This window comes from Paenibacillus agilis (genome assembly GCF_007786455.1).
Lineage (GTDB): Bacteria > Bacillota > Bacilli > Paenibacillales > Paenibacillaceae > Paenibacillus_B > Paenibacillus_B agilis.
Genome location: NZ_VNJK01000004.1, coordinates 123663 through 150169, shown reverse-complemented (window position 1 = coordinate 150169; position 26507 = coordinate 123663). Strand labels below are relative to the sequence as shown.

Below are 26507 nucleotides of genomic sequence, written 5' to 3'. Positions count from 1 at the left end.
TTGGTTTTATAAATTCCTCGTATTTCCTTTGAACTGTATAAAAGAGTTATCCTTTGTTCATAAATTTGTAAATTCTTAATTTTTATTTACTTCTTACACACGTACAAAAAAGTGCGTCCCCCAACTCTAATAGAAGAGCTGCTGAACGCACCTAAATAGCTACTATTTTTATTATTTCGCTTTCTTGTCCTCTCTCTTTTGACGATCTATATCCAAGTCCTTCTGAAGCTCCGGCAATAATTGTTCATACGCCTGCTCAGGCGACTTTTTCCCATCAGCAACAGCCATAATAGATTCATTTAGTTTATTTTGAAACGATGCATAGAACTCATCAGATACGTTGTTTTTATAAAAGGTTCGATATAAAGCACGAGCATTTGATCCTGGCTTCAATAACGTGAACGCTTCCGTACTTTTGCCCGCAATCTCATGCTGATACTTCGTTCGTGTTGTTAATTTATTAACATTCCGGCTATGAATACGAGCGAGCTCGGGACCAGCGCTGAACTTTACAAACTCCCATGCAGCACGCTTGTTAATCGAATCTTTCGTAATTGCAAAAATACTACTCAACTGGATCATAGAAGATTCATCTGGATTAGCTGGATCAATAGGGACCGTAACCATCCCCCACTCGAACGCTTTTTTCTTCTGATTTTCATCTTGACCATAGCGATGAGGATTCTGAATTTGCTCGATCATAAATAAGCTTCCGATTGTCATTGCTGCCTTTCCTTGTGCGAATCCTTGTCCCGGCCTCATATCGCTAGTCGGTTTAATTAGATTCGTCTTACCTTCCTTTACAAGCTCTGCATAACTAACAAATATAGATTTCCATGCCTCACTGTCCATTACTATTTTTTCTGCGGTAGCATCTACAAATTGGAGATTCGACATTTCCGCTAATGAGAACAGCATTTGTGTAGGGGCCATATATTCACTGTGGAATCCGTATACTCGATCTTTTTCTGCCTCGGATTTGCTATTGAAACGATCTGCGAGCTGCAGCATCTCCTGTACCGACATTTTATGACGAGGAAGCTCTACTCCATATTCCTTGAACAAATCTACGTTGTAAAACAGCGCAGACGAGTCGAATTGGACAGCTAGCCCATTCAAAGAGTTCCCTCCTAGCTCTCGCAATAGATCAATGACACCCGGATGAAAATCATCAATCGGATATTTTTCCGCTTTGATAAGCGACTCGATTGGGTATAACGCCCCTACACTCGAAAAATGCTCATAGTCAGATTGAGGTAGCATGACAACATCGAGCTTTTTCTTTTTCACAAAATTAATATAGTTTTCATAGTAATCGTCATCAGGGCCTAGTGAATCATAGAGCTCTTTGGTAGATACAATTTCAAACTTTATTTCAGGGTATTTTACATTGAACGTGTTTCCATACTCGTTCATAAACTGCTGCTCATCCCCGAATAAGATTCTAATGGTCCCAGATCCATCCTCAGGCAAAGGAGGCAGCTCACCCTTGTCCCCACTTGTGCATCCAGCCAATAATGTTAGAACAAGACAATACACAACAATGATTTTCCAACGACGAGTATAAAATAACAATTGGATTCCCCTCTCTATACGTTAATCATAAAAGTAGTAGATCATCAACGAAGATCGAGCTTTGAGGGTTTACACTTGGTGTGGGTTAAATATAAATGCCAACTAATTATTTACATTATTCAGCATCTTTCTATGAGTATATAGATATTTTTCCATATTTCAACACTACATACATATAAATAGCGTATACTCGATGCTCAATCATTCATCAATTTCAGTCCCCAATAATATTCCCCGTACTAAAGACCCGCTTTTGTAAGTAAAAACAGTCATATAGTTGCATGTCATTAGCCCCTTTTACTTCCGATATATTAATTAATGTTCATATAATCAAACGAATATTAATCTAATACTCACAAAGGGGAATTTTGCATCATGAGAACAAAAAGTTGGTCTAGATGTACAGCAATGTTTATTGCGGCAGTTGTTGCGATAAGCGGTCCGGTGACAGTAGCGGCTGAGAGTGCGACGAGCAGCAGTAAGGTAAATAGTCGCGCGGCAAACAACAAGGTAAACAGTGATTTATCTCAAATGCCAGCACATTCTGATGTTATGAAAATGGTATCAGGTAAAGGTGCGCGAGCAGATGTGCTTGCAGATCCGATTGGCAGCTTGGATCAACAGCAGCCTGCTCCTCAGCAAGAGAGTAGATCCGTTCTAAGTAACAAGCAGTCCACCTATAGTATGGCGCAATTAAACGCAATGCCGTACGACCAGTTAACTGAACTGCTAATGAGCATTGAATGGACGCAAATGCCCGAATTGTTTAAATATAATGACGATGTACAGCGTTTTTATGAAGATGAAGCACGTTTTCAGGCCATTGTGGATCAGCTTGCAGCAAGCGGGGCTTCATTTACAGCAGAAGATGAAAAAGGCATTACTACTTTGGTAGAGGTGCTCCGTTCAGGCTATTATTTAGGTTTCTATAATGACGGATTGTCCAAGCTTAATACAACAGCCTATCGTGAAAAAGTGATGCCTGCCATTACGGCCATTACTCAAAATTCAGCGTTTACTTGGGGAACGGATGTTCAAAACAAAGTCATTGGCTCCACAGGTAAAATGATTTCGAATTCCACCGTTGATGTCGATACGATTAATCATTTGGCTGAAGTTGTGAAACAGTTTGTCGACCGTGTGGATGTTTTGGCAAATGACAATGCTGCATCTAATTCTTACTTTAGCCTTATAGATGGTGTGGGCTACAATTTGATGTGGCGCATGGATGATAAAAGTCGCGAAGCTTCGTTCAAAGGAGCAATAGACGCTTACTTGGATCAATTTTTCCGTTTGGCTCAAAACGGCCCACGTTCTCAAGACCATGTCTGGTTAACAAACAATGCAATTTACTTCACGGGGGCGCTCGGTCATTACTATAGCGATCCAATGCAGGCAAATCGTATCCTTACGGATGTGATGCAGAAAGATTCCGCGCTTAGTGAACTATACTTTGAAGCGGCAGCTCAGATTGAACAACACTATGCTCGAGTGGATGCTAACGGCAATCAAGTAAACATGGACGCGCTGAAGCAAGCGGGAAAAGAGAAATATTTATCGAAACAGACTGTTTTCGACGAAGGCAAAGTTGTATTTAAAACAGGTGGAAATTTGAGTGATGATCAGATCCAGCGTTTATACTGGGCAGCTAAAGAAGTACAAGCTCAATTTTTCCGCGTGACAGGTCATGATAAAGCATTGGAACCAGGAAATGTGGACGATGTGCTTACGGTCGTCATTTACAACAATCCGGATGAATATCGGATGAACAAATATTTATATGGGTATGAGACCAACAACGGCGGTATTTACATTGAAGGAGACGGGACGTTCTTTACATACGATCGAACAGCTGAACAGAGTATTTACAGCCTTGAAGAATTGTTTAGACATGAAGTTACGCATTATTTACAAGGGCGCTACGGGGTACCAGGCGGCTGGGGACAAGGTCAACTGTATGACGGAGGACGTATGCCTTGGTTTGAGGAAGGCGGAGCTGAATTCTTTGCAGGAGCGACACGTCTTGAGGGCATTAAGCCGCGAAAATCAGTCGTAAGCAACATAAAATATGATAGAGGGACACGTTTTACCGTATCAGACACTGTAAATTCGAAGTATGGAACGTGGAACTTCTATAACTATTCGTTTGCCCTATATGATTACTTGTATCAAAACGATATGATGCAGCTTGATCGCATCCATACGGCCATTCGAAGCGGAAACGCAGAAGCTTATAGTGAGCAGCTTAATTACTTGAGCATCAATGCACATACGAATGAAGCGTATCAGCGTTCCATTGCGGATCATGTTGCGCAGTTTGACAGCATGACGGTACCTCTGGTGTCTGACGACTATATGAGCCCACTTGCGCCGAAGTCTGCATCCTCCATTTACGATGAAATTACACGTGTAGCTCGAATAAGCGATGTCGTTACGCAGGAGAAGAAGTCTGCATTTTTCAATACATTTGAGCTTAGAGGAACGTACACGGGCACTATGTCTACTGGAAAAACAGATGACTGGAAAGTGATGAGCGAGCTCGCAGACGGCTTCTTGCGTACGTTGTCTGAGCAGCCATGGAACGGCTATAAAACAGTAACTGCTTATTTTACAAACTATCGTGTAGATAACGAAGGAAGATTTGTTTATGATGTTGTGTTCCACGGCAAACTTCCAGACGGTGAAGGTACTGGTCAACAGCCGGATGATGGTGACAAAGACGGTAGTGGTGAAAATGGTAACAATGGCGGCCAAGATGGCAACGGAAATGGTAGCGATAACGGTTCAGGTGAAGAAGACGGCAACAGCGGTCAACAGCCTGACGATAAGCAAGTTAATGTAGACGCTGAGCCAAACAACAAGCCGGAAGAGGCAGTCGTTGTGGACGGTTCCGGGAAAGTCGTAAGCGGTAAAGTGAATGACGAAGACTACATGGATATTTACCGTTTTGAAGTGAGCAAAGAAGAGGATTGGAGCATTGAGCTGGAAGCAGCCAATCAAGATGGTTTAGCTTGGATTGTTTATCATGAATCTGATATGGCCAACTTCGCAGGTTATCCGACACAAGTTGAAGGAAATCGCTTAACAGGTTCTGTATCCGCTAGGTCGGGGACGTATTATGTATTTGTATATAAAATAGGTGCTGGCGAGCAGCCGTATCAATTAAAAGTGAAGGCAGCATCTTCGCCAGATGGTGAAACAAAACCGGATAAAGAGTTGGAACCATTGGTTGAATCTGAGCCTAATGATACACCTGATTCAGTTAGCAACCCACTGCCGATGAATCGGACAACGCTTGGGGCGCTTGAAGGTACAGATACGCAGGACATTTTCCTCGTTACTGTGGACAAGCCATCCGATTTGCGCATTGAGCTGGAGAAGCAAGCTGGTGAAGGCGTAAACTGGATGTTATTTAAGGAAGGCGATTTGGAGCGACCTGTTGTGTATCCACTTGAGCTGGAAGGTCGCGGCATGAATGCTTCGTACGAAGCGGAGCCGGGTCAATATTTGTTATATGTGTACAAGTTTGCAAATGAAGATATCCGTTATAAATTGCATGTTCGTTAAGAAAAATGCTAGCGCCCTAGGGCGCTAGCATTTGTTTTCTTTATTATGGTGAGTGACCGACTTTAATCCCCTGTTATTGTTGAGGGCGGCCTTTATCCCCATTGTCTTGCTGCTTCGCTTTCAACCACTTTGGCGCACCTTTACTCTTCTTATCGCGATGGCGATCGTTCGTCTTGCGCTGTGAGCTAGATTGTCGAGTTTCAACTGGCTTGCGCGCTTGAGGTTTGCGCTTGACCGCTCCCTCTTCAACAAGACGAACTTTGCCATCAGAGTACGACCATTCTTGAATTTCGATATTAAGCTCACGCTCGAACTTACGCATAATGAAAAGCTCACGTTCCGTAATCAGGTTTACAGATATCCCTTTACGACCCATACGTCCTGTCCGTCCTGCACGGTGTACATAGTGCTCCGCACTGATTGCAGGCTGCAAGCTGAATACGATCTCGAGATCAGCGATATCCAAGCCACGAGCAGCGACATCGGTCGCGAGCAGCAGTTGGAACTCACCTTCACGGAATCGGCGCAGTACCTGAACTCGTTCCTGCTTCGGAGCATTCCCATATAAAGTACCTACTGATAAATGAGCATACTTCAACTTCGATTCCCACTCGCCGATCATGTCCGAATCATTGACAAACACAATGGAGCTTTTCGGGTTGTAGTGACGCACAAGACGTCTAAGCATGTCTATTCTGTCGCGCTCCTCTGATACGATAAAGGAGTGCGTAATGGTGTCCGCAACACGTTTATCCGGTTCGATACCGACATTTACGGGATCCTTCATCCATTCCGAAGCAAGCTTTTTCACTTCAGCAGGCAACGTCGCAGAGAAGAATAACAGCTGACGATCACGTAGTGCTCGATTCATGATATATTCTGTATCTCCTGCCCCGCTTTGACGCAGCACATGATCCACCTCGTCTATGATGATCGTGCGAACCTCGTGCATTTTCAGCTTCTTCATGTCCAATAGCTCGCGAATACGCCCTGGCGTACCTACTGCAAGCTGTGGACGCTGTTTCAGCTTGTCCAGCTGGCGGTTCAAGGCCGCGCCTCCGATAAGCGGTGCCACGATAAGCCCTTCCGCGCCCGCCAACGCTTCTGCCTCGCGCACGATCTGCATCGCCAACTCTTGCGTAGGCGCGACAACTACTGCCTGCAAAGCGCTTTTATCCAGCTCGATACGTGTAAGAACCGGCAGCAAGTACGCCAGCGTCTTACCTGTTCCTGTCTGGGATTGAGCCAGCACATCGCGTCCTTCAACAGCAGCAGGAATCGCTTCCGCCTGTACAGGCGAAGGCGTTACGATACCTCGCTGCTCCAACTTATCTGCATAAATTGTATCTATAGGTAATTGTTTAAATGTTAATGTCACGATTCATTTTCCTCTCTTCTGCATCCCATCGATGATTGCTCTTCCTATCATTATAACGAATGAAGGAGCATCCTCCAACTTTCTTCATGATTCGAGCGACCATTTTCTTTACTTAGAACCTGCTGATTGGTTCACAGAAGGTAGTATCACGCGGAATAACGTACCTTTACCAAGCTCACTTTCTACATGCAAGCTCCCATTATGCTTATCGATAATCGATTTGGTAATGGAAAGTCCCAAGCCTGCTCCACCCCATTTACGCGTGCGAGACGAATCAATCCGATAAAATCGCTCAAATAGATGCGGTACATGTTCAGCCGCAATCCCAACTCCATTATCTTTTATATCGATTTCAACACAATTCCCTGTATAACGGAGCGACAGTTGAATTACGCCTTCCTTCGCATTTGTATGCTGTACCGCATTATGGAACAAGTTTAGAATGACTTGCTTCATCATATCCTTGTCAAATAAGCACAGCGCCTCTTTTTCAACATCCAATTGTACGGTTCGATCACCAGCCAGCAATAAAAGCTGCTGCTCCATATCGAAGATGACGCGATCGATCGCCCCTGACTGTAATTGAATAATAGGTTCACGGTCCAGCTTCGCGAGACTCAGCAGATCTTCTACGAGCCTATGCAAACGCTCTGCTTCCCCGTACATACTCTTCAATGCTTTGCCCAACCGTTCCGGATTAGAAGCTGCCCCTCGCATCAGCACTTCCAGAAAGCCACGAATCGAAGTCAATGGCGTACGAAGCTCATGAGAAGCATCTGCAACGAAACGGCGCATCTGTTCCTTTGCTTCCTGTTCAGACTTAAATGATTGTTCCAACCGCTCAAGCATGCCGTTGAATGCAATCGATACACGATCGATTTCTAATTGTCCTTGATCAACAGGCAGCCGCTGCGCTAGATTGCCCGAGTTGATGTGCTCAACGGTTCTTTCCATATGAGACAAAGGATTCAACGTACGGCGCAGTACAGACAAATACATAAACAAGCCAATTAGCAGTGCAAGCAAAGAAGCACCTAAATAGGTAACAAGCTGCGGAATAAGCACATTTTTTAAGGAACCGATTGGCGAACTAACCTGTACAAGTCCAGTGACTTTGTTATCCGTCTTGATAGGCTGCAGCACAACTAAATGCTCTCCACCATGCTCGTCCTCTGTTATTTTATATTTGAAGTCGCACACGCCACTTTCCAGCACTTCTGTATAGATGACTTCAGGCATGCGCGGCGTTCCTTTGTTATAGGGGTCAACAAATAAATCTTTTACATAGCCATCTGTGTAGACAAGGGCAAATTGAACATCAGGCGTACGAAGAGACAACAGCGCATCTACATATTCATTTTTGCCTTGCATTTGATCCGTGTATTCCCATAGTTGATATGGAATATTACGCACTTGGCTGAGCAAACTTTCCGCTTTATTTTGATAGAGGAACTGTTTCATGAATGTATACTGCACAATACCGATCAGCAGCAGCAGTCCAGATAAAATAAACAGCGACCGCGAGAGCAGCTGAAAACGAAGCGAGTTCGGTTCAAAAAATCGACGTATGCGATCTTGTTTCTGCTTCATCCCTGAATCTCCACCCAATACCCGGCACCTCGCCGAGTTCGAATTATTTGATGCTCTCGATCGTTCAGCTTATCGCGCAAAGAGCGAATATAAACCTCCACGATATTGTCATCTCCACCGAAATCATAGCCCCATACATGATCCAAAATCATGGATTTGCTTAAAACAAGACTATGATTGGTCACTACATATTTCAGCAGCGCATACTCCGTCGGAGACAAATCCAGCACCTGCTTGTTATAACTAATCTCCAACTTTCTATCATCAATGCGGAATGGTCCAATAGCAACCTCACTTAATAAATGTGGGTAATGGTTACGAATTCGAGCATGAATACGTGCAAGCAGCTCTTCAAAGCTAAACGGCTTCACCATATAATCATCAGCACCTAACGTAAGCCCTTTGACGCGATCCCCGACTTCATCTTTTGCCGTTAACATAATAATCGCTGCATTGTGCAGCTTCTTTAGCATCCGGCATACTTCGAAGCCATCCATACCGGGCATCATTACATCAAGGATGACAACATGAGGCTGATGCTCCTTGACCATCGTAACTGCACTCATACCATTTTGAGCTGTAAATACTTGAAAGCCTTCGTTCTCCAATCCCATTTCCAAAAACTCTAATATATTCGGCTCATCATCAACGAGCAGTATTTTAATTCCTTTTACTAGAAGCAACTGTTCTCACCCCTCCACTCTATTGTACACGATCAACAACGACGTAACTGAATAACCGCTGAATGCCTGCTGAATACAAACTTAATGTTTACGCCGGACATAACTGGCCAACGCACTGTAAATGCCATTGAACGCATTCAGGAAACTTTCAGCTACCGCTCAAGGCCATCTCAGCTTAACCCATTATTATGATACTTATAAACCACATGAGGCAAGCAATACGAGAATACGAGAGCTTATTTACTGTAGGAGGATATGATGAAGAAAAAAATAATAATCATTGCGGTATCAGCAGCAGCTACAATCGGTATTGGAGGTTACGCACTATACGACTATTATGTAGGCAACCATATTAACATCCAAGCAGCTGCCAGCGAAAATACGAAGCAAGTAAGCGAAGCCCAAACACTGACAGCCGAACAAATGAATAAGTCATGGACGATAAACAAGGAATCTAAAGTGTATTTCTCGGTTACAACATCCAAAGAAACCGTTAATTTTGAAATGAACGGGATTACGGGTACATGGGACTTTAACTTGCAGGATCCCGCACAAATGAAAGCAATTGCCAAAGGAGATATGAACCAAATCAACTCGGGTAACAGCGATCGTGACGGTCATCTAAAAGCCGCTGAATATTTTGACACAGTCACTCATCCTGAAGCAATTTTCGAGGCAGTATCCTTTGAACAGTGGAATCCAGCTTGGACAGAAGGTAAAAAACAATCGTTTATCATTAACGGCAAGCTGACTGTAAAAGGGAAAACAAAAGAAGTGCGCTTTGAAGCAGAATCGATGTTCAAAGATGGAAAGTTGTATCTGGATGGAGCAACCAAAGTAACATTTGGTGATTTCGGCATTAAGGCCCCAGATTCAGTTGTAGCGAAAACGCAGGAAGAAATTCAGCTAACGCTGCGCACCGTTCTGGAGTAAATGAGTAAATTGTACTGATAAACCAACTTTGTAATTTGAGCAATTATGCGTATATTCATATAAAAAAGGCAGCCAAGTGGCTGCCTTTATTTTTTGTTCAACATACGTCCTGCAACGCGACCAGATAGTCCCGGGAATAATTGCATCAGCTTCGTACCGATTGCGCCTAGCAAAGGCATATCCACTTCAGCAGTCTGACGTTCCATGACACGAATAATGCGACGAGCAACTTTCTCCGGCTTCATCATAAACCAGCGCACGTTGTTCACATATTGCCCGCTTGGATCAGCTAACTGGAAAAATGGAGTATCAATCGGTCCCGGATTTATCGCAGACACCTTCACACCGGTTTGCGCCAGCTCCATGCGCAGCGAATTCGTAAAGCCAAGTACCGCGTGTTTGGATGCCGCATATCCTGCTGATTTAGGAGTCCCTATTTTTCCAGCCATTGAAGCAATGTTGACGATATGTCCGCTTTGACGCTCTAGCATATCCGGCAGAACTGCCTTCGTACAGCGAACAAGCCCCATATAATTCACGTCCATCATCGCTTCAAAGTGTTCAAGCCCCATCTCATGTGTAAGCTCGAACAAGCCAAAGCCCGCATTATTCACTAAAATATCAAGTTGACCGTGGCGGTCGATTACATCATGAATGACCCGCTCTACATCCGCTGCATCCGTTACATCCAAGGTGATACATTCATGTCGTTGTGTAATTTGGCTCGACACTTCTGCTAGTTTCTCTGTAGATCGGGCAGCCAGAATGGGAACGGCACCTGCTTCTGCTGCATATCGAGCTACTAAAGCGCCTATGCCACTCGATGCACCTGTAATAAGAATGACTTTATCGCGCAATGAATGATTGTTCGTATAACTCATAATTCCACCTCTTCTGTACAGCAACTTTCCTTATAGGACCAATGATCCATCATGAATGCACTCTGCGTTTATCCTTCTATCTTCATCATAATATCCAGACGACCAACATTATGTACATGCAATGGAACTGCCATTGCATTGGTTCCACAGTTCGGTATAGCTTGCAGTGGAACGAGCTGCGGCGGCAAAATATCGACATGGATGCCTTGATTGTACAGCATCGTTGAAGCGTTGCCACTAATCATATTGCCCAACTCTGAGATCGCGCTTTCCCCCATCGCATCTAGCGTTTCTAACGGATAGCCTCCCATCATCGCGGAAGCCATCTTCACTGCTGCCCCTTCTTTCAATCCAAATGCAACAACACCTGACATCTGACCTGTCAAGGCAATTTGGATATGTAGATCATGTGTCCCATGCCAAGCTAACAATTCAAGTTCCCCACGCTCTGGGCGAACTTGTAAGATTTGTTCAATAACGCTGCATGCAGACTGTAAAAAAGGATGTACCCACTCGGCTTTCATCTTACATCTTTCGCCCCTTTCTGACACCAAGAAGTATGTTCAAGATGTAACATACGTCCTATACACCCGAAAACACTAAGACTATTATACTGAAATCAGCCTATAAATCACTACTTACATGTCATATTTATTTCAAGTTTCTTGAATAAAAAAGAACGAGCACCGCTCGTTCTTACTGTATATCCCATTTTATACTATTTAAGCAATCCACGCTGCATCGCTTTAAGAACAAGCTGAGCGAACAAACTGTTCGACCAAGCAAACCATGGACGTGTAAAAATAGAAGGATCATCCGAATGGAAACCCTCATGCATAAATCCTGTATCTGCATCCGTAGATTCCAACATCGTAATCATGTTCAACATTTCTTCATCAGAAGAAGCTGTCAGGCCCTGCATCGAAAGCGCCATATGCCAAATGTAGCCGTCTGGTGTATGCGGGCTGCCAATACCTTTCGCTGCTTTTCCTTCAAAGTAGAACGGATTTTCCTTACTTAAAATAAAGCGGCGCGTATTTTGATAAATCGGATCATCAGCTGACGCATACCCAAGATAAGGAATCGAGAGCAAGCTTGGTGTACCCGCATCATCGAGTAAGCAGTTGTTGCCGTATCCATCTGTCTCATAAGCGTAAATGCGGCCATATGTCGGATGCGTCACGACACCGTATAGCTGAATGCCATGATCAATTTCTTTTTCCAGCTTGTGCATCTCCGCTACGAGAGCTTCATCGCGGAAACCGTATTTCGCGATTTCCTGCATGTGACGAAGCGATACGACTGCGAACATATTGGACGGAATATGATAATGGAAGTCACAAGCATCGTCACTAGGGCGGAAGCCAGACCATGTCATTCCTGTATAGTTTACAGGCATGCCCATCCCATCATTGCGCAATGTATCGATATCTGGGCAATTTTCACGGTGGAAACGATATGGAGATTGCTCAAAATGGCGCTGCTCTGTTTTCCAGACATCTACGATTTTGCGCATCGCTGACTTAAAGTTCGTGTCAAAAATATCGGTGCGCCCCGTCTCTTTCCAATACATATAGGCAAGACGGATCGAGAAGCACATGGAATCCAACTCGTATTTGCGCTCCCACACCCAAGGGGACATATCGGTTTGATCGTTCGCATCCCAATGCCAATCATTTGCCGTTTCGTTAAATGCATTTGCATACGGATCCAAGTTAATATAGAACATATGACGCTTAATAAGTCCACCCATAATGCGTTGAAGATCTGCATCATCTTTAGCAAATGGCACATAGTGAATCACTTGCTCAACGGAGTCGCGCAGCCACATGGCTGGAATATCTCCTGTTAGAACAAAGGTAGTGCCGTCATCCAATAGCTTTGTCGTCGTTTCGAGTGTGTTAGGGAAACAATTTTTGAACATTTTCAGCAGCTTCGGTCGATGCGCTAACTGTGCTTCTGCTTCTGCCAATACCTGCTTTACTGCTTGAGGCAGTTCCAGCTTAGGCACGTCAATTTTCGGTAATCGGAACTGTTCCATACTTCTCTCCACCTATCTCTCCACATATTGTCTAAGCAACCTTTATGAAAATTCTTATATGTTAACGATAACACATAGAACACTACTTAGTGTACATGTAAACGCTTTATCATGCTAGTCTACAATTGCAGCTATTGCTCATGATCCCTTTGGAATAAACCGATTTACATAGAGAAAGGGTTGACAATAGACAATGAGCCGTTCATCTTTGTAGAGTATAGAAGGAAATCGGATTACAGATAAAATATGACATGTTTAGGGGGAAGAATTATGCCTAACATTTGGACTCATATGATTTTCGGCCAAGAAGTAATAAAGCAGGCAGGCCTTTCTTCGTGGATCGACAACCAATCGCATAGCAAATGGTTCAATATGGGCTGCCAAGGTCCAGACTTCTTGTTCTATCATCATTTCCTGCCTTGGAAACAAGATAAGACGATGAACAAAGTCGGCAGTGCCATGCATAATCAACAATGCGGCCCTGTCTTAATGGATCTGCTCACACGTTCTAATCCTACAAATCGTGCCGATGCAGTCTATGTATTGGGATTTCTACTGCATCATATTCTTGATCGTCATATGCATCCGTATGTATTTGTACGGTCAGGGTTCAAGAAATGGGATCACCAACGTTTTGAGGTGCTGATGGATACCCATGTGGCCAAGCGCAAGCTCGGAGTGGAAACGTGGAGAACTCCGGTATGGAAATGGATTGACGTAGGACCCAGCTTCTCAGCGAACATGCTAGATTCGTTTGAAGCAGTCGTAGCAGCTCATTATCCTGAATTTGCTGGAAAAATACGTCGCGAAGCTTGGAATGAATCCATACGCGATATGGTGCAAGCACAGAAGCTTTTCCATGATCCATATGGTTTGAAACGAATTGTTACCTTTAATCAAATTGAGCCGATGATGTACAAGAAAAAAGTTGCCCCGTATGATGTCATGAACGAAGCACGGCGCCCATGGCCTGATCCAACAGGTTTGGAACAGCTAACAAGTACAAGTGTATGGGATATGTGGGAAGCTGCTGCCGTGGATGCAGAACGTGCTATTAAGGCTGTTCTCACTTATTGGCGAGCACGAGAGCTTGCCTCTGTGGATGGTAAAGCTACGGTTGAAACACAACCTACACATTGGAACGAAGTTTCCTGGATGCACAATGCGCAAATGCCAAATGTAGATGCTGCCAAACAAGCACTCCAGCTGGCCGTTGGCAATCATTCCTATGAGACAGGACTTCCGCTAGAACATAACCGCCCTATCGTGATTGAAGATCCTATTTGGTCTTCTTAATCCGTTAATCCGTTCAGGTACGATATTTAACTTACCAGATACATGTAACGATACAGCAAATAAGCCGCCATCAAGCCTATTATGCTCGTCTATTTCGACACAGCAGGCTTGTGAGCGGCTTATTGTTTGTTGTTTATTACTCGTTTCTAATGTTTTACACAGCTCAGGACAGCTTCAATTCTCGCTTCAGCCAACGTCGACAACCGGCACGAAGTGCATACATTTCCGTTCCGCGCCAAGGGATTTGAGCAGCAGATCCTTGCAGCTTAAGAATGATTTCCCCATCTTTAACGATACAGGACACATCTTCTGCTGTTTGGCAGCCGTATCCGCGAATTAAATCAAGCGCCAAGCGCATAATTAACCCCATTTTAGCAGCCATAGTCTGATCTCCAGGTTGAAGAATGGCTTCTACTGCCGCCCACTCCCTAGGAACCTTATGCTTAAAGTCCATCGTAGCTACGAGGGCGCTCAATGCAATTTGGCGAGGTGTCAGACCATATAACTCGGCATGACGAATCATGTAAAAGGTGTGACGTTCCCGTTCCATATGGCTTACAGATACGCCTATATCATGTAATTGCGCAGCTGCATAAACAACCCTCTGCCACTCCTCTTCCCAACCAAGTATAGGTTGGAACTGTCGCATAAGGGCATTCGTAAGCTGCCATAACCGATCAGCTTGTCTACTATTCAAGCCCAAACGTTGCTGAAGATGATAAATGCTGAATTTCAGTGGATGATCAAGTTGTATCCCTTCGCCACGCAGCATATCGAACAGCACACCTTCACGCACACCTTTGGCGCTGACCATTACTTTGGATGAGTCGAATCGAAGCAAACATTCATCTATAAAAGTTAGAGATCCTGTCAGTATAGCTGCTCGATCTTTAGACAAACCAGGCAGCGCCTGCTTCTCTTCCAAGTCCATCCCTTTTATACGCTGATGCCAGCCTTCAACCTCTTCAGGCATAAATTCATAATGATGCAAGGAGTCGACTCCATACTCCCGTTCATCAATATCCATCTTGGCTAACGTGCGAAGCGTCCCTCCAATAGCCACCAGTGGCAACCCTTGGGCTTCCTTGAGCCAATGTACATGCCTTAACCAATAGCGAGTCATGGATCGAAGATAGGTCTCCGTGTCTGCTGTCAGTGCATCTTCAACCTCGTAATCTTCCGCGATCGTCAACGCTCCGACTGGCAAACTAATACTCTCTTTGAACTGACGATTCTCCATCCATATAAATTCTGTAGAACCGCCGCCCATGTCCATAATAACCGCATCTTGAACATCAACTGTTGATAATACAGCAACATAATCGAGATAGGCTTCACTATCCCCACTAATCATTTGTACGGTAATGCCAGTTTCCTCATAAATTCTGCGAACTATATACTCACCATTTGCAGCTTTGCGCATGGCTGCGGTCGTAACCGCTATCCATTCACAACGCTGATAATTTTCTCCGAGCTGTTTGAATCGATGAATGACCGACAGCAGCTCGTCCACCTTCTGATTTGGAATACTCCCTTCTTCGTCATATCCAGCTCCGAGCCGTATCGTTTCCTTTCCTTGATCCAACATATGAAAGGTACGATTCCCATACAACTTAGCTATCATATAACGGGCGGAGTTCGATCCAATATCCATAATGCCGATGTGGCGAATCGAAGCCTGTTCATCGCTGCAGACAGAATCGTGCATCTCCCGCTCCTCCTTACCAGTAACGAACTTTTCATTAATGATCTTGCTAACCTTGCTCACGTATAACTCTATTTAACCATGAACATTCCCATTTGACTAAACATATATGAGATACGAATGAATTTGTACGTTTTTCCACATGCTATTGTGTGCCGTTATGCAATCGCGGTCCGATTTATCACCCAGTTGTACAGCTTCAAATCTTGTTAATGACGTTACTATATCTTATCGATACTTATTTGTTTAATCGACGCTAGGTAACTGAACATCAAGTCTCTAATCCTACTCGAGGGCTTGTACGATTGTACACGGCCTCGCTCTATGTACAAGACTAATCGCTAGGAGATGACATCAGTGGAACAAGTACAGAAACAGCAAGACCGTACATCCTCGCAAGAGGCTTATTACACACTATCTTACGATGAAACCATTGCCAAGCTCGATTCTTCGCGGAACGGCCTTACAGAAGCTGAAGCTGCCGCAAGACTTGAGCGATACGGAAAAAATGTGCTGCAAGAAGCAAAACGTAAGTCTATTATCGCAAAGCTGATCGCTCAATTCAAAGATGTGATGATTATTATTCTGCTTGTCGCTGCCTTAATATCCGGGATTCTTGGCGAGTTGACGGATGCGATCATCATTCTTGTCGTTGTCGTACTCAACGCTGTTCTCGGCGTACTGCAAGAGAACAAGGCAGAACAAGCACTAGATGCCCTTAAGCAAATGTCGTCACCCAACGCCCGCGTTATACGCGGTGGCAAGACGATTGAGGTAAAGGCTGAGGATCTCGTACCAGGTGATGTTGTCGTTTTAGAAGCCGGCAATGTTGTACCTGCCGATATAAGGCTGATTGAATCAGCCTCTCTCAAAATTGAGGAGGCTGCATTAACGGGGGAATCGGTACCCGTTGAAAAAGATACAGCTCCTTTGGACAAGCCCGATGTCGTCATTGGTGATCGAAAAAATATGGCCTATATGTCCAGCAGTGTTACCTATGGGCGTGGTGTCGGTATCGTCACGGGAACAGCTGAAAATACGGAAGTCGGCAAAATAGCCAGCTTTATTTCGCAAGAAGATGAAGATATCACTCCACTGCAAAAGAAGCTTAATGAGCTGGGTAAATACTTCACCATCATTATTATTGTTGTAGCGGTCATCATATTCGGTGTAGGCATGTTCCAAGGGCGAGCGTGGCTCGAGATGCTGCTCGTATCCATCTCCTTGGCAGTGGCAGCGATTCCAGAAGGACTCCCTGCTATCGTCACTATTATATTGGCTCTTGGCGTGCAGCGAATGGCGAAGCGAAAATCGATCATCCGCAAGCTGCCAGCTGTTGAAACACTCGGCAGTACCGAAATTATTTGCTCAGATAAAACAGGGACCCTTACTCAGAACAAAATGACGGTAAAGCAGGTCTATGTCAACAGCGGGCTGCAAGACGAGCAAACAGACCTGAGCACGATATCAGGGAGCGATATTCTACTCCAAGTCATGACATTATGTAATGATACGAAAATGACGGAAACCGATACGGATGCAGGTAATGCAGGTAGTTCTGATCATTCCGGTAAAAAAGGAATCAACTATATAGGTGACCCTACCGAAACGGCACTCGTCGAGTTTGCCCTGCATCGGAATTTTGATAAGCGTGAAGGAGAAGAGCAGTTCCCTCGCCGGGCTGAGCTTCCTTTTGATTCGGATCGCAAGTTAATGACGACGGTGCATGAAATGCCGCCTACTGAAGGCAACAAAGTATTTCGTGTAATGACCAAAGGCGCACCTGACGTGCTATTAGAACGATGCAGCCGCATCCATATTGACAATCAAACGGTGGATATGTCTGAAGAGCATCGGCGCAATATTGAGGCTGCCAACAAAACGATGGCTCAGAAGGCACTGCGTGTGCTTGCTCTTGCCTACAGTGATAAGCCTGAGCTTCCACATTCCATGGAACCAAACGAGGTTGAAGCCAATCTAACCTTTATCGGATTAGTCGGCATGATCGATCCACCGCGTGAAGAAGTAAAGGAAGCCGTCCGCATATGCAAAGAAGCTGGCATTCGCCCAATTATGATAACGGGCGACCATCGCGATACAGCCGCCGCTATTGCGAAGGAACTGGACATTATTCAAGATGAGAGCGGCGTGCTCACGGGTCGTGAACTTAACGAGCTGGATGAACCAACCTTCATGAGCAAAGTGACCCAGTACTCCGTCTATGCCCGAGTGTCTCCTGAGCACAAGGTACGGATTGTCCAAGCTTGGAAAAAACATGGCAAAGTCGTTGCGATGACAGGCGACGGTGTCAATGATGCTCCAGCCTTAAAAGCATCGGACATCGGGATTGGGATGGGGATTACGGGAACGGATGTATCCAAGGGCGTATCGGATATGGTGCTAGCGGATGACAACTTCTCTACCATCGTTGTCGCTGTAGAAGAAGGACGTAAAGTGTACAGCAACATTCGAAAAACAATCCAGTTTCTACTCTCCGCCAACTTGGGTGAGGTTGTCACGTTATTTATTGCTACACTGTTGAACTGGAAGATCTTGTTCCCAATCCACATCCTGTGGATTAACCTCGTCACCGATACGCTGCCAGCGCTCGCGCTTGGGCTGGAGAAAGCGGAACAAGACATTATGAAACAACCGCCGCGTAGTTCTGAAACAAGCGTATTCGCAGGTGGTGTTGGCACTAGCATTATTTATCAAGGATTGCTGGAAGCAGCCTTAACTTTGCTTACCTATTGGTGGGGACATACCCATTATGATGAAGCTGTAGCTGTTACGATGGCCTTTGCTACACTGGGCCTCATTCAGCTCACTCATGTGTTCAACGTTCGTTCCAATACAAAATCGATATTCACAATTGGCGTCTTCTCCAACCGATACTTGAACTGGGCTGCACTAGCAGCAGGTGTTCTTGTACTGGTCGTCATTTGGGTTCCCTATATGAACGAATTGTTTAGCGTTGTGCCTTTGAATAGCGAGCAATGGTTGATCGTTGTCGCAGCTGCATTCAGCATTGTGCCGATTGTAGAAATCGTTAAGCTATTTATCCGTATGGGAAGCCGAAATAAGGCCGATTACTAGTCCTCTAATTACACAGAAAGGCAGTTCCGTCCAGCATAACATCAGTAGGACTGGAACTGCCTTTTCCATTTTGACAACATCATCATGCTTTATTGCTATTTGCTTTAACACGATACCAGTACGTATAGATCTCTTTATAGCCCAGCTTCTCATACAATCTTTTCGCGCTATGATTGCTCTGCACGACAAGGATATAACTTTTCGTCGCTCCAACTGACATAGCCCAATTCAATATCCCTCTAATAAGCTGTTCTCCATAGCCTTTGTTGCGATGAGGCTCAGCTGTAACGATGTCATAGAGACCGATATAATCTCCTTCAACTACACCTAATCCGCAAGCAACAGGAACAGATTCCACATATAAAATGAAAAATCCTTTCCGCAGCAGCGAATCCGATAATAGTTGTCTTGTAATTTGGCGATTCTGTGTGGAGAGATGATTAAAGTCCGCTACGATATCCAGCCATTTCTGGCTTATATATTCGCATACTTCCACTTCTAGTCTCGATGACTCTGCTTGTTCACGATACTCCTCAAGCCCGTTCAGATCATGCAGCGATTCAAGAATGTGTACACTGGAAGGTTCGACATATTGATACCCTTCATCAGCTAACAGAGCATCGAGAGAATTAGGTACAAAAGGCGTCATCTTAAAAATAACATCAAGACCCATACCCTCATATAATCTTTCGCAAATCTGGATCTTTTCTAATAGCTGATCATAAGATTGGACTTCTGACTGATTATAGATAGCGCTTACCGAATTAGAACGCTTTGTATACCCATCGGCAAAGCGAAGCAACCATCCATCAAGTACATTCGTTTGGAGAGCTGGCCAGGCGTTCAATGCATACTGTTCAATACGGCGATTACGATCGATATCCTTGATCATTTCCATGTTCGAGTCCTCCCCACAGCTCCATAATGGTTATGGCTAACCTTCACCCGCTTCAACTTTTCCTTTTGCGATATCTACTCTCATAAACAACAATATACCTACAATAAAGAACAATAAAATAGATAAAATAGCTAACCTTGTAGAGCCTGTTAACAAACCAACTACTCCGAACACAGCTGGGCCAATGGAAGCTGATACTTTGCTCGAAAGACTGAAGAAGCCGAAAAATTCTGACTCTCGTCCTTTGGGAACTAACTGACTAAAAATGGACCGTGCTACTGCTTGACTTCCACCTTGTACCATGCCGACCATAATGGCAAGAATGTAAAAATGAACTGCGTTTTGCATATAATAACCGAGCAGGACGATAATCATATATATCGATAAGGAGATATACAAGGAACGCTTGGAGCCAAGGCGTTTTGCAAATCTGGCAAATAAATAGGTAAAAGGAATACCTACAAACTGTGTAATAAGAAGCGCAGCAATTAAATGCGTTGTTCCGATACCAAGCTGAGCTCCATAAATAGCAGCCATACTAATAATCGTAGTGATACCATCATTAAAGAACCAAAATGCCAGTAAATATTTCAACAGCTCTGGATAACGACGAATTTCACGAATGGTACGAATGACTCGACTAAACCCTTGATTCGCATAAAAACGAACCGGTTTCCTATTCCACTCTTTAGGGTCTCTTATCGTACGGAACAATGGAAGAGAGAAAAGGAACCACCAGATCCCAACAGATACAAATACAATCTGTGTAGCAGTCAGCTTGTCGGAAATACCGAACCATGAATATTTTTCTAACATCAAAATGTTCAGTGCAAGTAATATGCCTCCACCGATATAGCCGTACATATACCCTCTAGCTGATAGCTCATCCCTTTGTTCAGATGAAGCAATAGTGGGAAGCAATGAATCATAGAAAGTGTTACCACCAGAAAAACCGAGCGTACCGACAATAAATAAGGCCGATACAAGCAGCCAATCACCGGTACCGGCTAGGCTCATAAGCACACAACTTAGTGCACCCGTCCATGCAAACGCTCTCAAAATAGCCATTCTACGCTGTGACAAATCAGCCACTGCCCCAAGTAAGGGAGAGATCAGCGCAACGAGAATCATGGCCGTTGTCTGTGTAAAAGACCAGTAGCTAGTCGCCACATGTTTGTCGAGTGTAGAAGCTGCCACTGTCTGATAAAAAATAGGCAGCACAGCCGCTATCATCGTCGTAGCAAAAGCAGAGTTAGCCCAGTCATACATCATCCAACTGCGTTGCTGCTTCGTAATCATTCTTTTCCTCCTCATGAGGCTCATCCACCTGTTTGTTTATCGCTATTATATGCTGCTGCTGGATAGCCATCACTATATTTGAGCAAGCGAGCGATTATTCATATTTTGCGGTAAGATAAACTTTGCGTCAATAAAGACTTACTAGGCTAAGGAATCAACTTCTTTCTCCCTATTCCAAGCTTTTTTGTCTGGGAATAAGATGAAAACTTTTACTTTTAAATGGAAGAAATGGCTAATCATTGCCCATTTCCACCCCTTCATCTATAATAATCATTATGACAAATTTTATTTACAAAGCACGGTATGGTTTAACTTTACTTGTTCACGCTAACTAACGTAACAGGTCAAGGTTCTTGTTTCTACATATAAATCCGGTATCAAGAGGAGGACTGACTGTCATGAACTTGAGCCAACTGGAAACACTACTGACAATCTCAAAAACAATGAGCTTCCGTAAGGCTGGTGAGTTGCTGAATCTTACTCAGCCCGCTGTGTCTGCTCAAATTAAGAGCTTAGAAGATGAGTTTAAGACTGTTCTAATTGATCGCAACCAACCTGTTACACTAACGGACAGTGGCAAGCTATTTCTGGAACACGCTGAGCAAATTCTGAATACAGTAGATAACCTTAAGCAGAAGCTTGCTGATCTGAACCAAATACCGCAAGGTCATATCGTACTTGGCACGACGACATCGATTGCCATTCAGATTTTGCCGCGTATCTTGTCTTATTTTCAGGATCAATTCCCGCTAATTAAGACAACGATACTATCTATGTCTTCTTCTCAAATCGTTGCTCAGATCGAAAACGGGACCGTCGATATTGGCATTGGCTATTTGCTGGAGAAAAGTCCGAGCTTAGTATCATCAGTCCTTTATTATGATACGTTCGAACTCGTTGTTAGCCCTGATCATCCATTAGCACAGTACACTCATGCTACGATGGACATGCTCAAGGACGTTCCGCTTATTATGCTGTCACCTGATACAGTCGGCAGAAGATTTGCAGATGACGTATTTCGCAAGCACAACATCCATCCACATGTCGTTATGGACTTATCCAGTAGTGAAGAAGTAAAGCGAATGGTAGAGCTGAATCTTGGTGCTGCCATCGTCTCCAAGCTAACGATCAGCAACGAACTTAAACGCGGCACGATGAAAATTGTGCAAGTCAATGAACTAGAAATAGCCCATCCTGTTGGCGTAATGTACCGTTCGGGACGCTACTTAAATTCAGCTATGCAGCAATTTTTGAACGACTTGAAAGGCATGCCTGAGAATCAATTTGTTAGTTCCGAGTAAAAATAGGAAGAGTCGGTTCACAACAAATAGAGGAGGTGCAGTGCATCATGAAGTTCGATTTACATACTCACCACGTTCGATGCGGTCACGCTAACGGCACAATTAGAGATTATATTGAAGCTGGTATAGCGCGAGGCTTACAGGTGATCGGTATTTCGGATCATACTCCATACTTTGGCTATGAAGAGGAACAGCCCTTCCCAAAGATTACAATGCGTAAAAGTGAATTTCCAGCTTATGTGGAAGAGGTTCTTACGTTAAAGCAAGAGTATGAAGGTCGTATCGATGTGCTGCTTGGGATTGAATCAGACTTCTTCCCTGAATATGCGAAGCTGTATCACGAAACATTATCCCGCTACCCATTTGATTATATTATCGGTTCTGTTCACCATACTTTTAATGTCAGCATCTTCAACAAATCGCGCTGGAAAGACTTGAACACCGCTCAACACCTAGAAGTCAAAACAGAATATTACCGACTTATTCAGGAATCAGCACGTTCAAATATGTTCCAAATACTTGGCCATATCGATGCGATGAAAGGAAACTATCCAGCATTCTCCGATATTGATGCGCCGGATGTGATAGATGAGACTTTGCGTATTGTCGCTGAACAAGGAATCGCAATCGAAGTCAATACTTCAGGCAAAACAAAGAAAAGCGGCGGATGGTATCCTTCGGATGCTATTTTGGAGCGCGCACTTTATTTTGGAGTTGATATTACATTTGGTTCTGACGCACATAAGCCAGAACGCGTTGGAGATGAGTGGGAAGAGGTACAGGCTCGCTTACAAGAAATCGGCTTCTCCTCTTGGGTGTATTACAAAGCAAAACAAAAACAAATCGTACCGCTACATACCTGATCGCACAAGCTGTTCTTATCACTCATTCTTTCGAGTCGATGAACAGCTTTATTTGTTCTCATAAGAGGGTTGATCACCCTATCTCTATTACGAACAACGTCTCCAAGTCCGATAAATAAAAAAAGAACCTGCCATCGCAGGTTCTATTCAAGGGATATATATTCATCAAAAGGGGGTCTTGCTATTATATTACCCTCAGAACATTATGTGACGTTAACAGCAATATTACGGTTGTGTAACAAAAGGTAAAGCAAATGTAAAATGAGGTGATTTGAAATGAAATCTGCACCATTGCCATCTACTGATTATCACCATTTAGAGCATGCTAAAGTACAATCCTCTTCTTTAAAAACGTTATGGATTACGCTTTTGCTCACATTATTTTTTACGATAGTCGAGATCGTCGGCGGTATTATGTCTCGCTCACTAGCCCTCTTATCTGATTCGGCCCATATGATCTCTGATGTCATCGCACTCGGCTTGAGTATGACTGCCATTTATATGGCCAGACGCGCATCTAATTCTCGCTACACGTTCGGTTACTTGCGCTTCGAAATTATAGCGTCCTTTCTAAATGGATTAGCATTAGCAATTATTTCTATTGGTATCTTTATCGAAGGTGTACGCCGCTTCTTTAATCCTGTTGATATCGACTTCCAGCTGATGCTTATTATTAGCAGCATCGGACTTGTCGTCAATATCGTTCTTACGATCGTACTAAGCCGCAGTATGAAAGAAGAAGAAAACTTAAATGTACAAAGTGCCCTATGGCACTTTATCGGAGATCTACTAAGCTCCATTGGCGTTATCGTATCTGCTCTGCTTATTTATTTCACAGGTATGATCTGGTTCGATCCATTCATCAGTATCGTAATCGGCTGCATTATTTTCCTAGGTGGGGCACGTATTATTCGGGAATCGTACTGCATCCTTATGGAAGCTGTCCCTGACAAGTTCGATCTTGAACAAATCCGCGCCGATATTCATGAAGTTGAAGGTGTAGAGGATGTTCATGAAATGCATCTATGGGCAATATCTAGCGATCATTATTCGTTAACGGCTCATGTCTTTGTGAGAGAAAATATTCAACCTTATTGCGTCATATTGGCTATAAATGAGACCCTTAAGGAGAAATACAATATTACTCACTCCACCATCCAAACTGAGCATGCAGACATTCATCCTCACGGTGAATACGGAAAAATATTTGCGAAGCGAAGTCGAACCTAATCTTTAGGGTTAGTCACTTCAGATACACTGAAAAAGTCCATATAGTAAAAAAAGCGGTCTTACGAGAAGGACAATTGATCCTTTCAAGTAAGACCGCTTTTTTTAGTTAACGTATACGTATAATAAAGCAGCCGTGACTAACCGAGATCATGGCAGCATAGACATGCTCACTCAGGCTTCTGCAAGCCTCTGTACACACCTGTTCTCAATTCACGGACATAAGGCTTAACGGCAGGCATATCGCTTCTCTCAGCTGCTCGTACGGCCTGCTCGATATCATAAGGCACTCGACAAAATTGAACAGAGAACGAATCTTGCTCAATACTGCCCAATTGCCCTGTAATCAGCACATAGGATGCTTGTGTCATATCAAGTGGATTGCCGACACTCCCGCAATTCAATAGCGTACGACCTTGAATATGTTGTAAATACGCTTGATGAATATCACCATATATGACGATATCCGGTGACTGACACGGATGAAGCGGATCATTCAACTGCGCTGTAAATTCGAACATGCCTAGACGCTTCTCCTTATCATCCCAAGGTTGTACACGATGGTAAACACTTTGTGGGGAGGCATGCAGCATTCGTACATGGCGTCCGCTAATAATGCAGTCATAGGAAAATGGCAGCTGCTTGAGCTTAGCCAACCGCTCTACACCTAACTTATCAGCATGCCAGCTGAAATTCTCATCATCTTGTATGTTAACAACGAGCTCATCCCAATTCCCTCGCACAACAACATCACATTGTGCAAAAATCAAATCGGTCACTTCTGTAGGATTCGGTCCTTTACCAACGAGATCGCCCAAACAAATGATTTTATCAGCACCCTGCCGTTCAATGTCCAGCAATACGGCTTCCAATGCTTGCATGTTACCGTGTATGTCTGATAAAACAGCTATGGTTTGCATAGTTGGTGCTGCCTCCTCTCAAATACGCAATTCTGCTCTTCTAATTAAGATATTACTATGATCTTAATAGATTTGCAGGAAGCTCGGCAATAGATAATTATCTCATCTTAACGCTAACATTTCTAATCGCGGCAATTTTTTGAATCATATCTGTTTGATAGCTTATGATGTGGATGATTTCGTTTCTTTTCGTAGAGTGATAAGCGTCCATTCGGGTGGACAGAAGAACCGAATCGGCATAAGCGTCATGCCTACTCCTCGGCTTGTATGTAATTGCAAAGTTGGTTTCTCAGGAAATTTCGCCTGATTTCGCGAAATTTGATACATTCCATCAGGGTATTTCTTTGCCATCAAAGGAAGCATAAGCGGACCGACTATCGGAACGCGTACCTGCCCGCCATGGCTATGTCCTGACAGCTGAAGATCGATAGGATAACGACTCGCAATATCAGCCCAATCCGGCTCATGGGCCAGCAGCATGCACCATATATTCGGTGGGCATCCATAAAGCGCTGTCTCCATATCAGGGTTGCCTTCCAGTGCATCATCAATACCAGCCACTGCTATAGATGTATCTTTATAATGAATTTGATGATGCTTGTTTGTTAGTACATGAAAACCCGCGGCTTCCAGTGAAGCGGTAACGAGATCTGTTGGATCACTACTAAGATAGGCTCGACTATCTCTCACATAATCATGGTTGCCCAGTACTGCATATTTACCTAGAGGAGCCTGAAGCTTAAGCATTAATTCGATGATTGCCTCTGCAGGCATGACATGGTCTTCAACCAAGTCGCCAGTAAAACAGATCATATCAGGCTTACTAGCCATTATCTGTGCAAAAATGTTGGCTACATGATCCTTCGTCACGAATTCACCGTAGTGAAGGTCTGACAGGTGGGCAATGGTCACACCATCAAAGGAGGCAGGAATACGTTCAGACGCTATCGTGAGCGTCCTCCTTTTAAGCTGATAAGGCTCCACCCATTTCGCATAAGCTCCACTTAATAAAGGTACTCCAACTGCTGCACCAATGCCATACTTTATAAACGTTCTTCGGGTCATCTTCTTGGAAGTCCATGTCGCCGGCTGAGTCTGATCCGTCGGTTTCTGTGCTGGTTCCAGCCTTGTAGACGAGTTGCTCGGGCGTGGTGCCAAAGATTATCCCTACTTTCATCTGATATGTATTTATTATGAAGGACGACTGTTACCAATGCAAACCTACAAAGACTCTTTTGAATACTATCTATTAAA

Annotated in this window: 19 protein-coding genes; 7 read left to right on the top strand and 12 right to left on the bottom strand. The window is 44.0% G+C overall.

What is annotated here, in order from left to right; all coding sequences use genetic code 11:
• Window positions 1-171: 171 nt before the first annotated feature.
• A complete protein-coding gene (locus tag FPZ44_RS21970) occupies window positions 172-1575 on the bottom strand; it encodes an ABC transporter substrate-binding protein (RefSeq protein ID WP_144993978.1) in 1404 nt (467 codons plus the stop codon).
• Between the two features lie 375 nt (window positions 1576-1950).
• Between FPZ44_RS21970 and FPZ44_RS21965 the strand changes: the two genes are divergently transcribed.
• Window positions 1951-5142 carry a collagenase gene (locus FPZ44_RS21965; protein ID WP_144993975.1) on the top strand — a complete coding sequence of 1064 codons (3192 nt, stop codon included), beginning with the start codon at window positions 1951-1953 and terminating at the stop codon, window positions 5140-5142.
• A gap of 73 nt (window positions 5143-5215) precedes the next feature.
• On the opposite strand, the gene FPZ44_RS21960 is transcribed toward FPZ44_RS21965, so the two are convergent.
• From FPZ44_RS21960 to FPZ44_RS21950, 3 genes are all read right to left on the bottom strand, one after another.
• On the bottom strand, window positions 5216-6523 hold the full coding sequence (locus FPZ44_RS21960; RefSeq protein ID WP_144993972.1) for a DEAD/DEAH box helicase: 1308 nt from the start codon (window positions 6521-6523) through the stop codon (window positions 5216-5218).
• 105 nt (window positions 6524-6628) lie between these two features.
• A complete protein-coding gene (locus tag FPZ44_RS21955) occupies window positions 6629-8110 on the bottom strand; it encodes a sensor histidine kinase (RefSeq protein WP_144993970.1) in 1482 nt (493 codons plus the stop codon).
• A complete protein-coding gene (locus FPZ44_RS21950) occupies window positions 8107-8793 on the bottom strand; it encodes a response regulator transcription factor (RefSeq protein ID WP_144993968.1) in 687 nt (228 codons plus the stop codon). Before FPZ44_RS21950 ends, FPZ44_RS21955 begins: the two co-directional genes overlap by 4 nt.
• 255 nt (window positions 8794-9048) lie before the next feature.
• On the opposite strand from FPZ44_RS21950, the gene FPZ44_RS21945 reads away from it, so the two are divergent.
• Window positions 9049-9726 carry a YceI family protein gene (locus tag FPZ44_RS21945; protein WP_144993966.1) on the top strand — a complete coding sequence of 226 codons (678 nt, stop codon included), beginning with the start codon at window positions 9049-9051 and terminating at the stop codon, window positions 9724-9726.
• 86 nt (window positions 9727-9812) lie between these two features.
• Here the strand turns inward: FPZ44_RS21945 and FPZ44_RS21940 are convergent, their stop codons facing one another.
• The 3 genes from FPZ44_RS21940 to FPZ44_RS21930 form a co-directional block, all read right to left on the bottom strand.
• Complete coding sequence (locus FPZ44_RS21940) at window positions 9813-10607, bottom strand: SDR family NAD(P)-dependent oxidoreductase (RefSeq protein WP_144993964.1); 795 nt, start codon at window positions 10605-10607, stop codon at window positions 9813-9815.
• 68 nt (window positions 10608-10675) lie between these two features.
• Window positions 10676-11131 (bottom strand): chemotaxis protein CheX, encoded by a 456-nt coding sequence (locus FPZ44_RS21935; RefSeq protein WP_144993962.1) that lies wholly within the window; start codon window positions 11129-11131, stop codon window positions 10676-10678.
• Between the two features lie 194 nt (window positions 11132-11325).
• Window positions 11326-12648, bottom strand: coding sequence for a glycoside hydrolase family 125 protein (locus FPZ44_RS21930; RefSeq protein WP_144993960.1), 1323 nt, complete (start codon window positions 12646-12648; stop codon window positions 11326-11328).
• 270 nt (window positions 12649-12918) lie between these two features.
• Here FPZ44_RS21930 and FPZ44_RS21925 point away from each other — a divergent pair, with 270 nt between their 5' ends.
• The gene (locus FPZ44_RS21925) at window positions 12919-13944 is read left to right on the top strand and encodes a zinc dependent phospholipase C family protein (protein ID WP_144993958.1); all 1026 of its coding nucleotides are present in this window, start codon (window positions 12919-12921) and stop codon (window positions 13942-13944) included.
• Between the two features lie 163 nt (window positions 13945-14107).
• Here FPZ44_RS21925 and FPZ44_RS21920 read toward each other — a convergent pair whose 3' ends face one another.
• The gene (locus tag FPZ44_RS21920) at window positions 14108-15652 is read right to left on the bottom strand and encodes a Ppx/GppA phosphatase family protein (protein WP_144993956.1); all 1545 of its coding nucleotides are present in this window, start codon (window positions 15650-15652) and stop codon (window positions 14108-14110) included.
• Window positions 15653-16006: 354 nt separating this feature from the next.
• Between FPZ44_RS21920 and FPZ44_RS21915 the strand changes: the two genes are divergently transcribed.
• Complete coding sequence (locus FPZ44_RS21915) at window positions 16007-18745, top strand: calcium-translocating P-type ATPase, SERCA-type (RefSeq protein WP_261378476.1); 2739 nt, start codon at window positions 16007-16009, stop codon at window positions 18743-18745.
• A gap of 82 nt (window positions 18746-18827) precedes the next feature.
• Here the strand turns inward: FPZ44_RS21915 and FPZ44_RS21910 are convergent, their stop codons facing one another.
• Window positions 18828-19643 carry a GNAT family N-acetyltransferase gene (locus FPZ44_RS21910; RefSeq protein ID WP_261378475.1) on the bottom strand — a complete coding sequence of 272 codons (816 nt, stop codon included), beginning with the start codon at window positions 19641-19643 and terminating at the stop codon, window positions 18828-18830.
• A gap of 36 nt (window positions 19644-19679) precedes the next feature.
• Entirely contained in the window at window positions 19680-20942 is a 1263-nt protein-coding gene (locus FPZ44_RS21905; RefSeq protein WP_144993952.1) for an MFS transporter, read from the bottom strand.
• A 398-nt stretch (window positions 20943-21340) separates the two neighbouring features.
• Here FPZ44_RS21905 and FPZ44_RS21900 point away from each other — a divergent pair, with 398 nt between their 5' ends.
• The 3 genes from FPZ44_RS21900 (at window position 21341) to FPZ44_RS21890 (ending at window position 24336) form a co-directional block, all read left to right on the top strand.
• Window positions 21341-22243, top strand: a complete 903-nt coding sequence (locus tag FPZ44_RS21900; protein ID WP_144993950.1) for a LysR family transcriptional regulator — start codon at window positions 21341-21343, stop codon at window positions 22241-22243.
• Window positions 22244-22290: 47 nt separating this feature from the next.
• On the top strand, window positions 22291-23106 hold the full coding sequence (locus FPZ44_RS21895; RefSeq protein WP_144993948.1) for a histidinol-phosphatase: 816 nt from the start codon (window positions 22291-22293) through the stop codon (window positions 23104-23106).
• A gap of 276 nt (window positions 23107-23382) precedes the next feature.
• Window positions 23383-24336: a cation diffusion facilitator family transporter gene (locus FPZ44_RS21890; protein WP_144993946.1), complete on the top strand. Its 954-nt coding sequence runs from the start codon at window positions 23383-23385 to the stop codon at window positions 24334-24336.
• A gap of 167 nt (window positions 24337-24503) precedes the next feature.
• Here the strand turns inward: FPZ44_RS21890 and FPZ44_RS21885 are convergent, their stop codons facing one another.
• Together FPZ44_RS21885 and FPZ44_RS21880 are read right to left on the bottom strand one after the other, a co-directional pair.
• Window positions 24504-25253, bottom strand: coding sequence for a metallophosphoesterase family protein (locus FPZ44_RS21885; protein ID WP_144993944.1), 750 nt, complete (start codon window positions 25251-25253; stop codon window positions 24504-24506).
• Window positions 25254-25415: 162 nt separating this feature from the next.
• Window positions 25416-26411 (bottom strand): metallophosphoesterase, encoded by a 996-nt coding sequence (locus FPZ44_RS21880; RefSeq protein ID WP_261378474.1) that lies wholly within the window; start codon window positions 26409-26411, stop codon window positions 25416-25418.
• Between the last annotated feature and the right edge of the window lie 96 nt (window positions 26412-26507).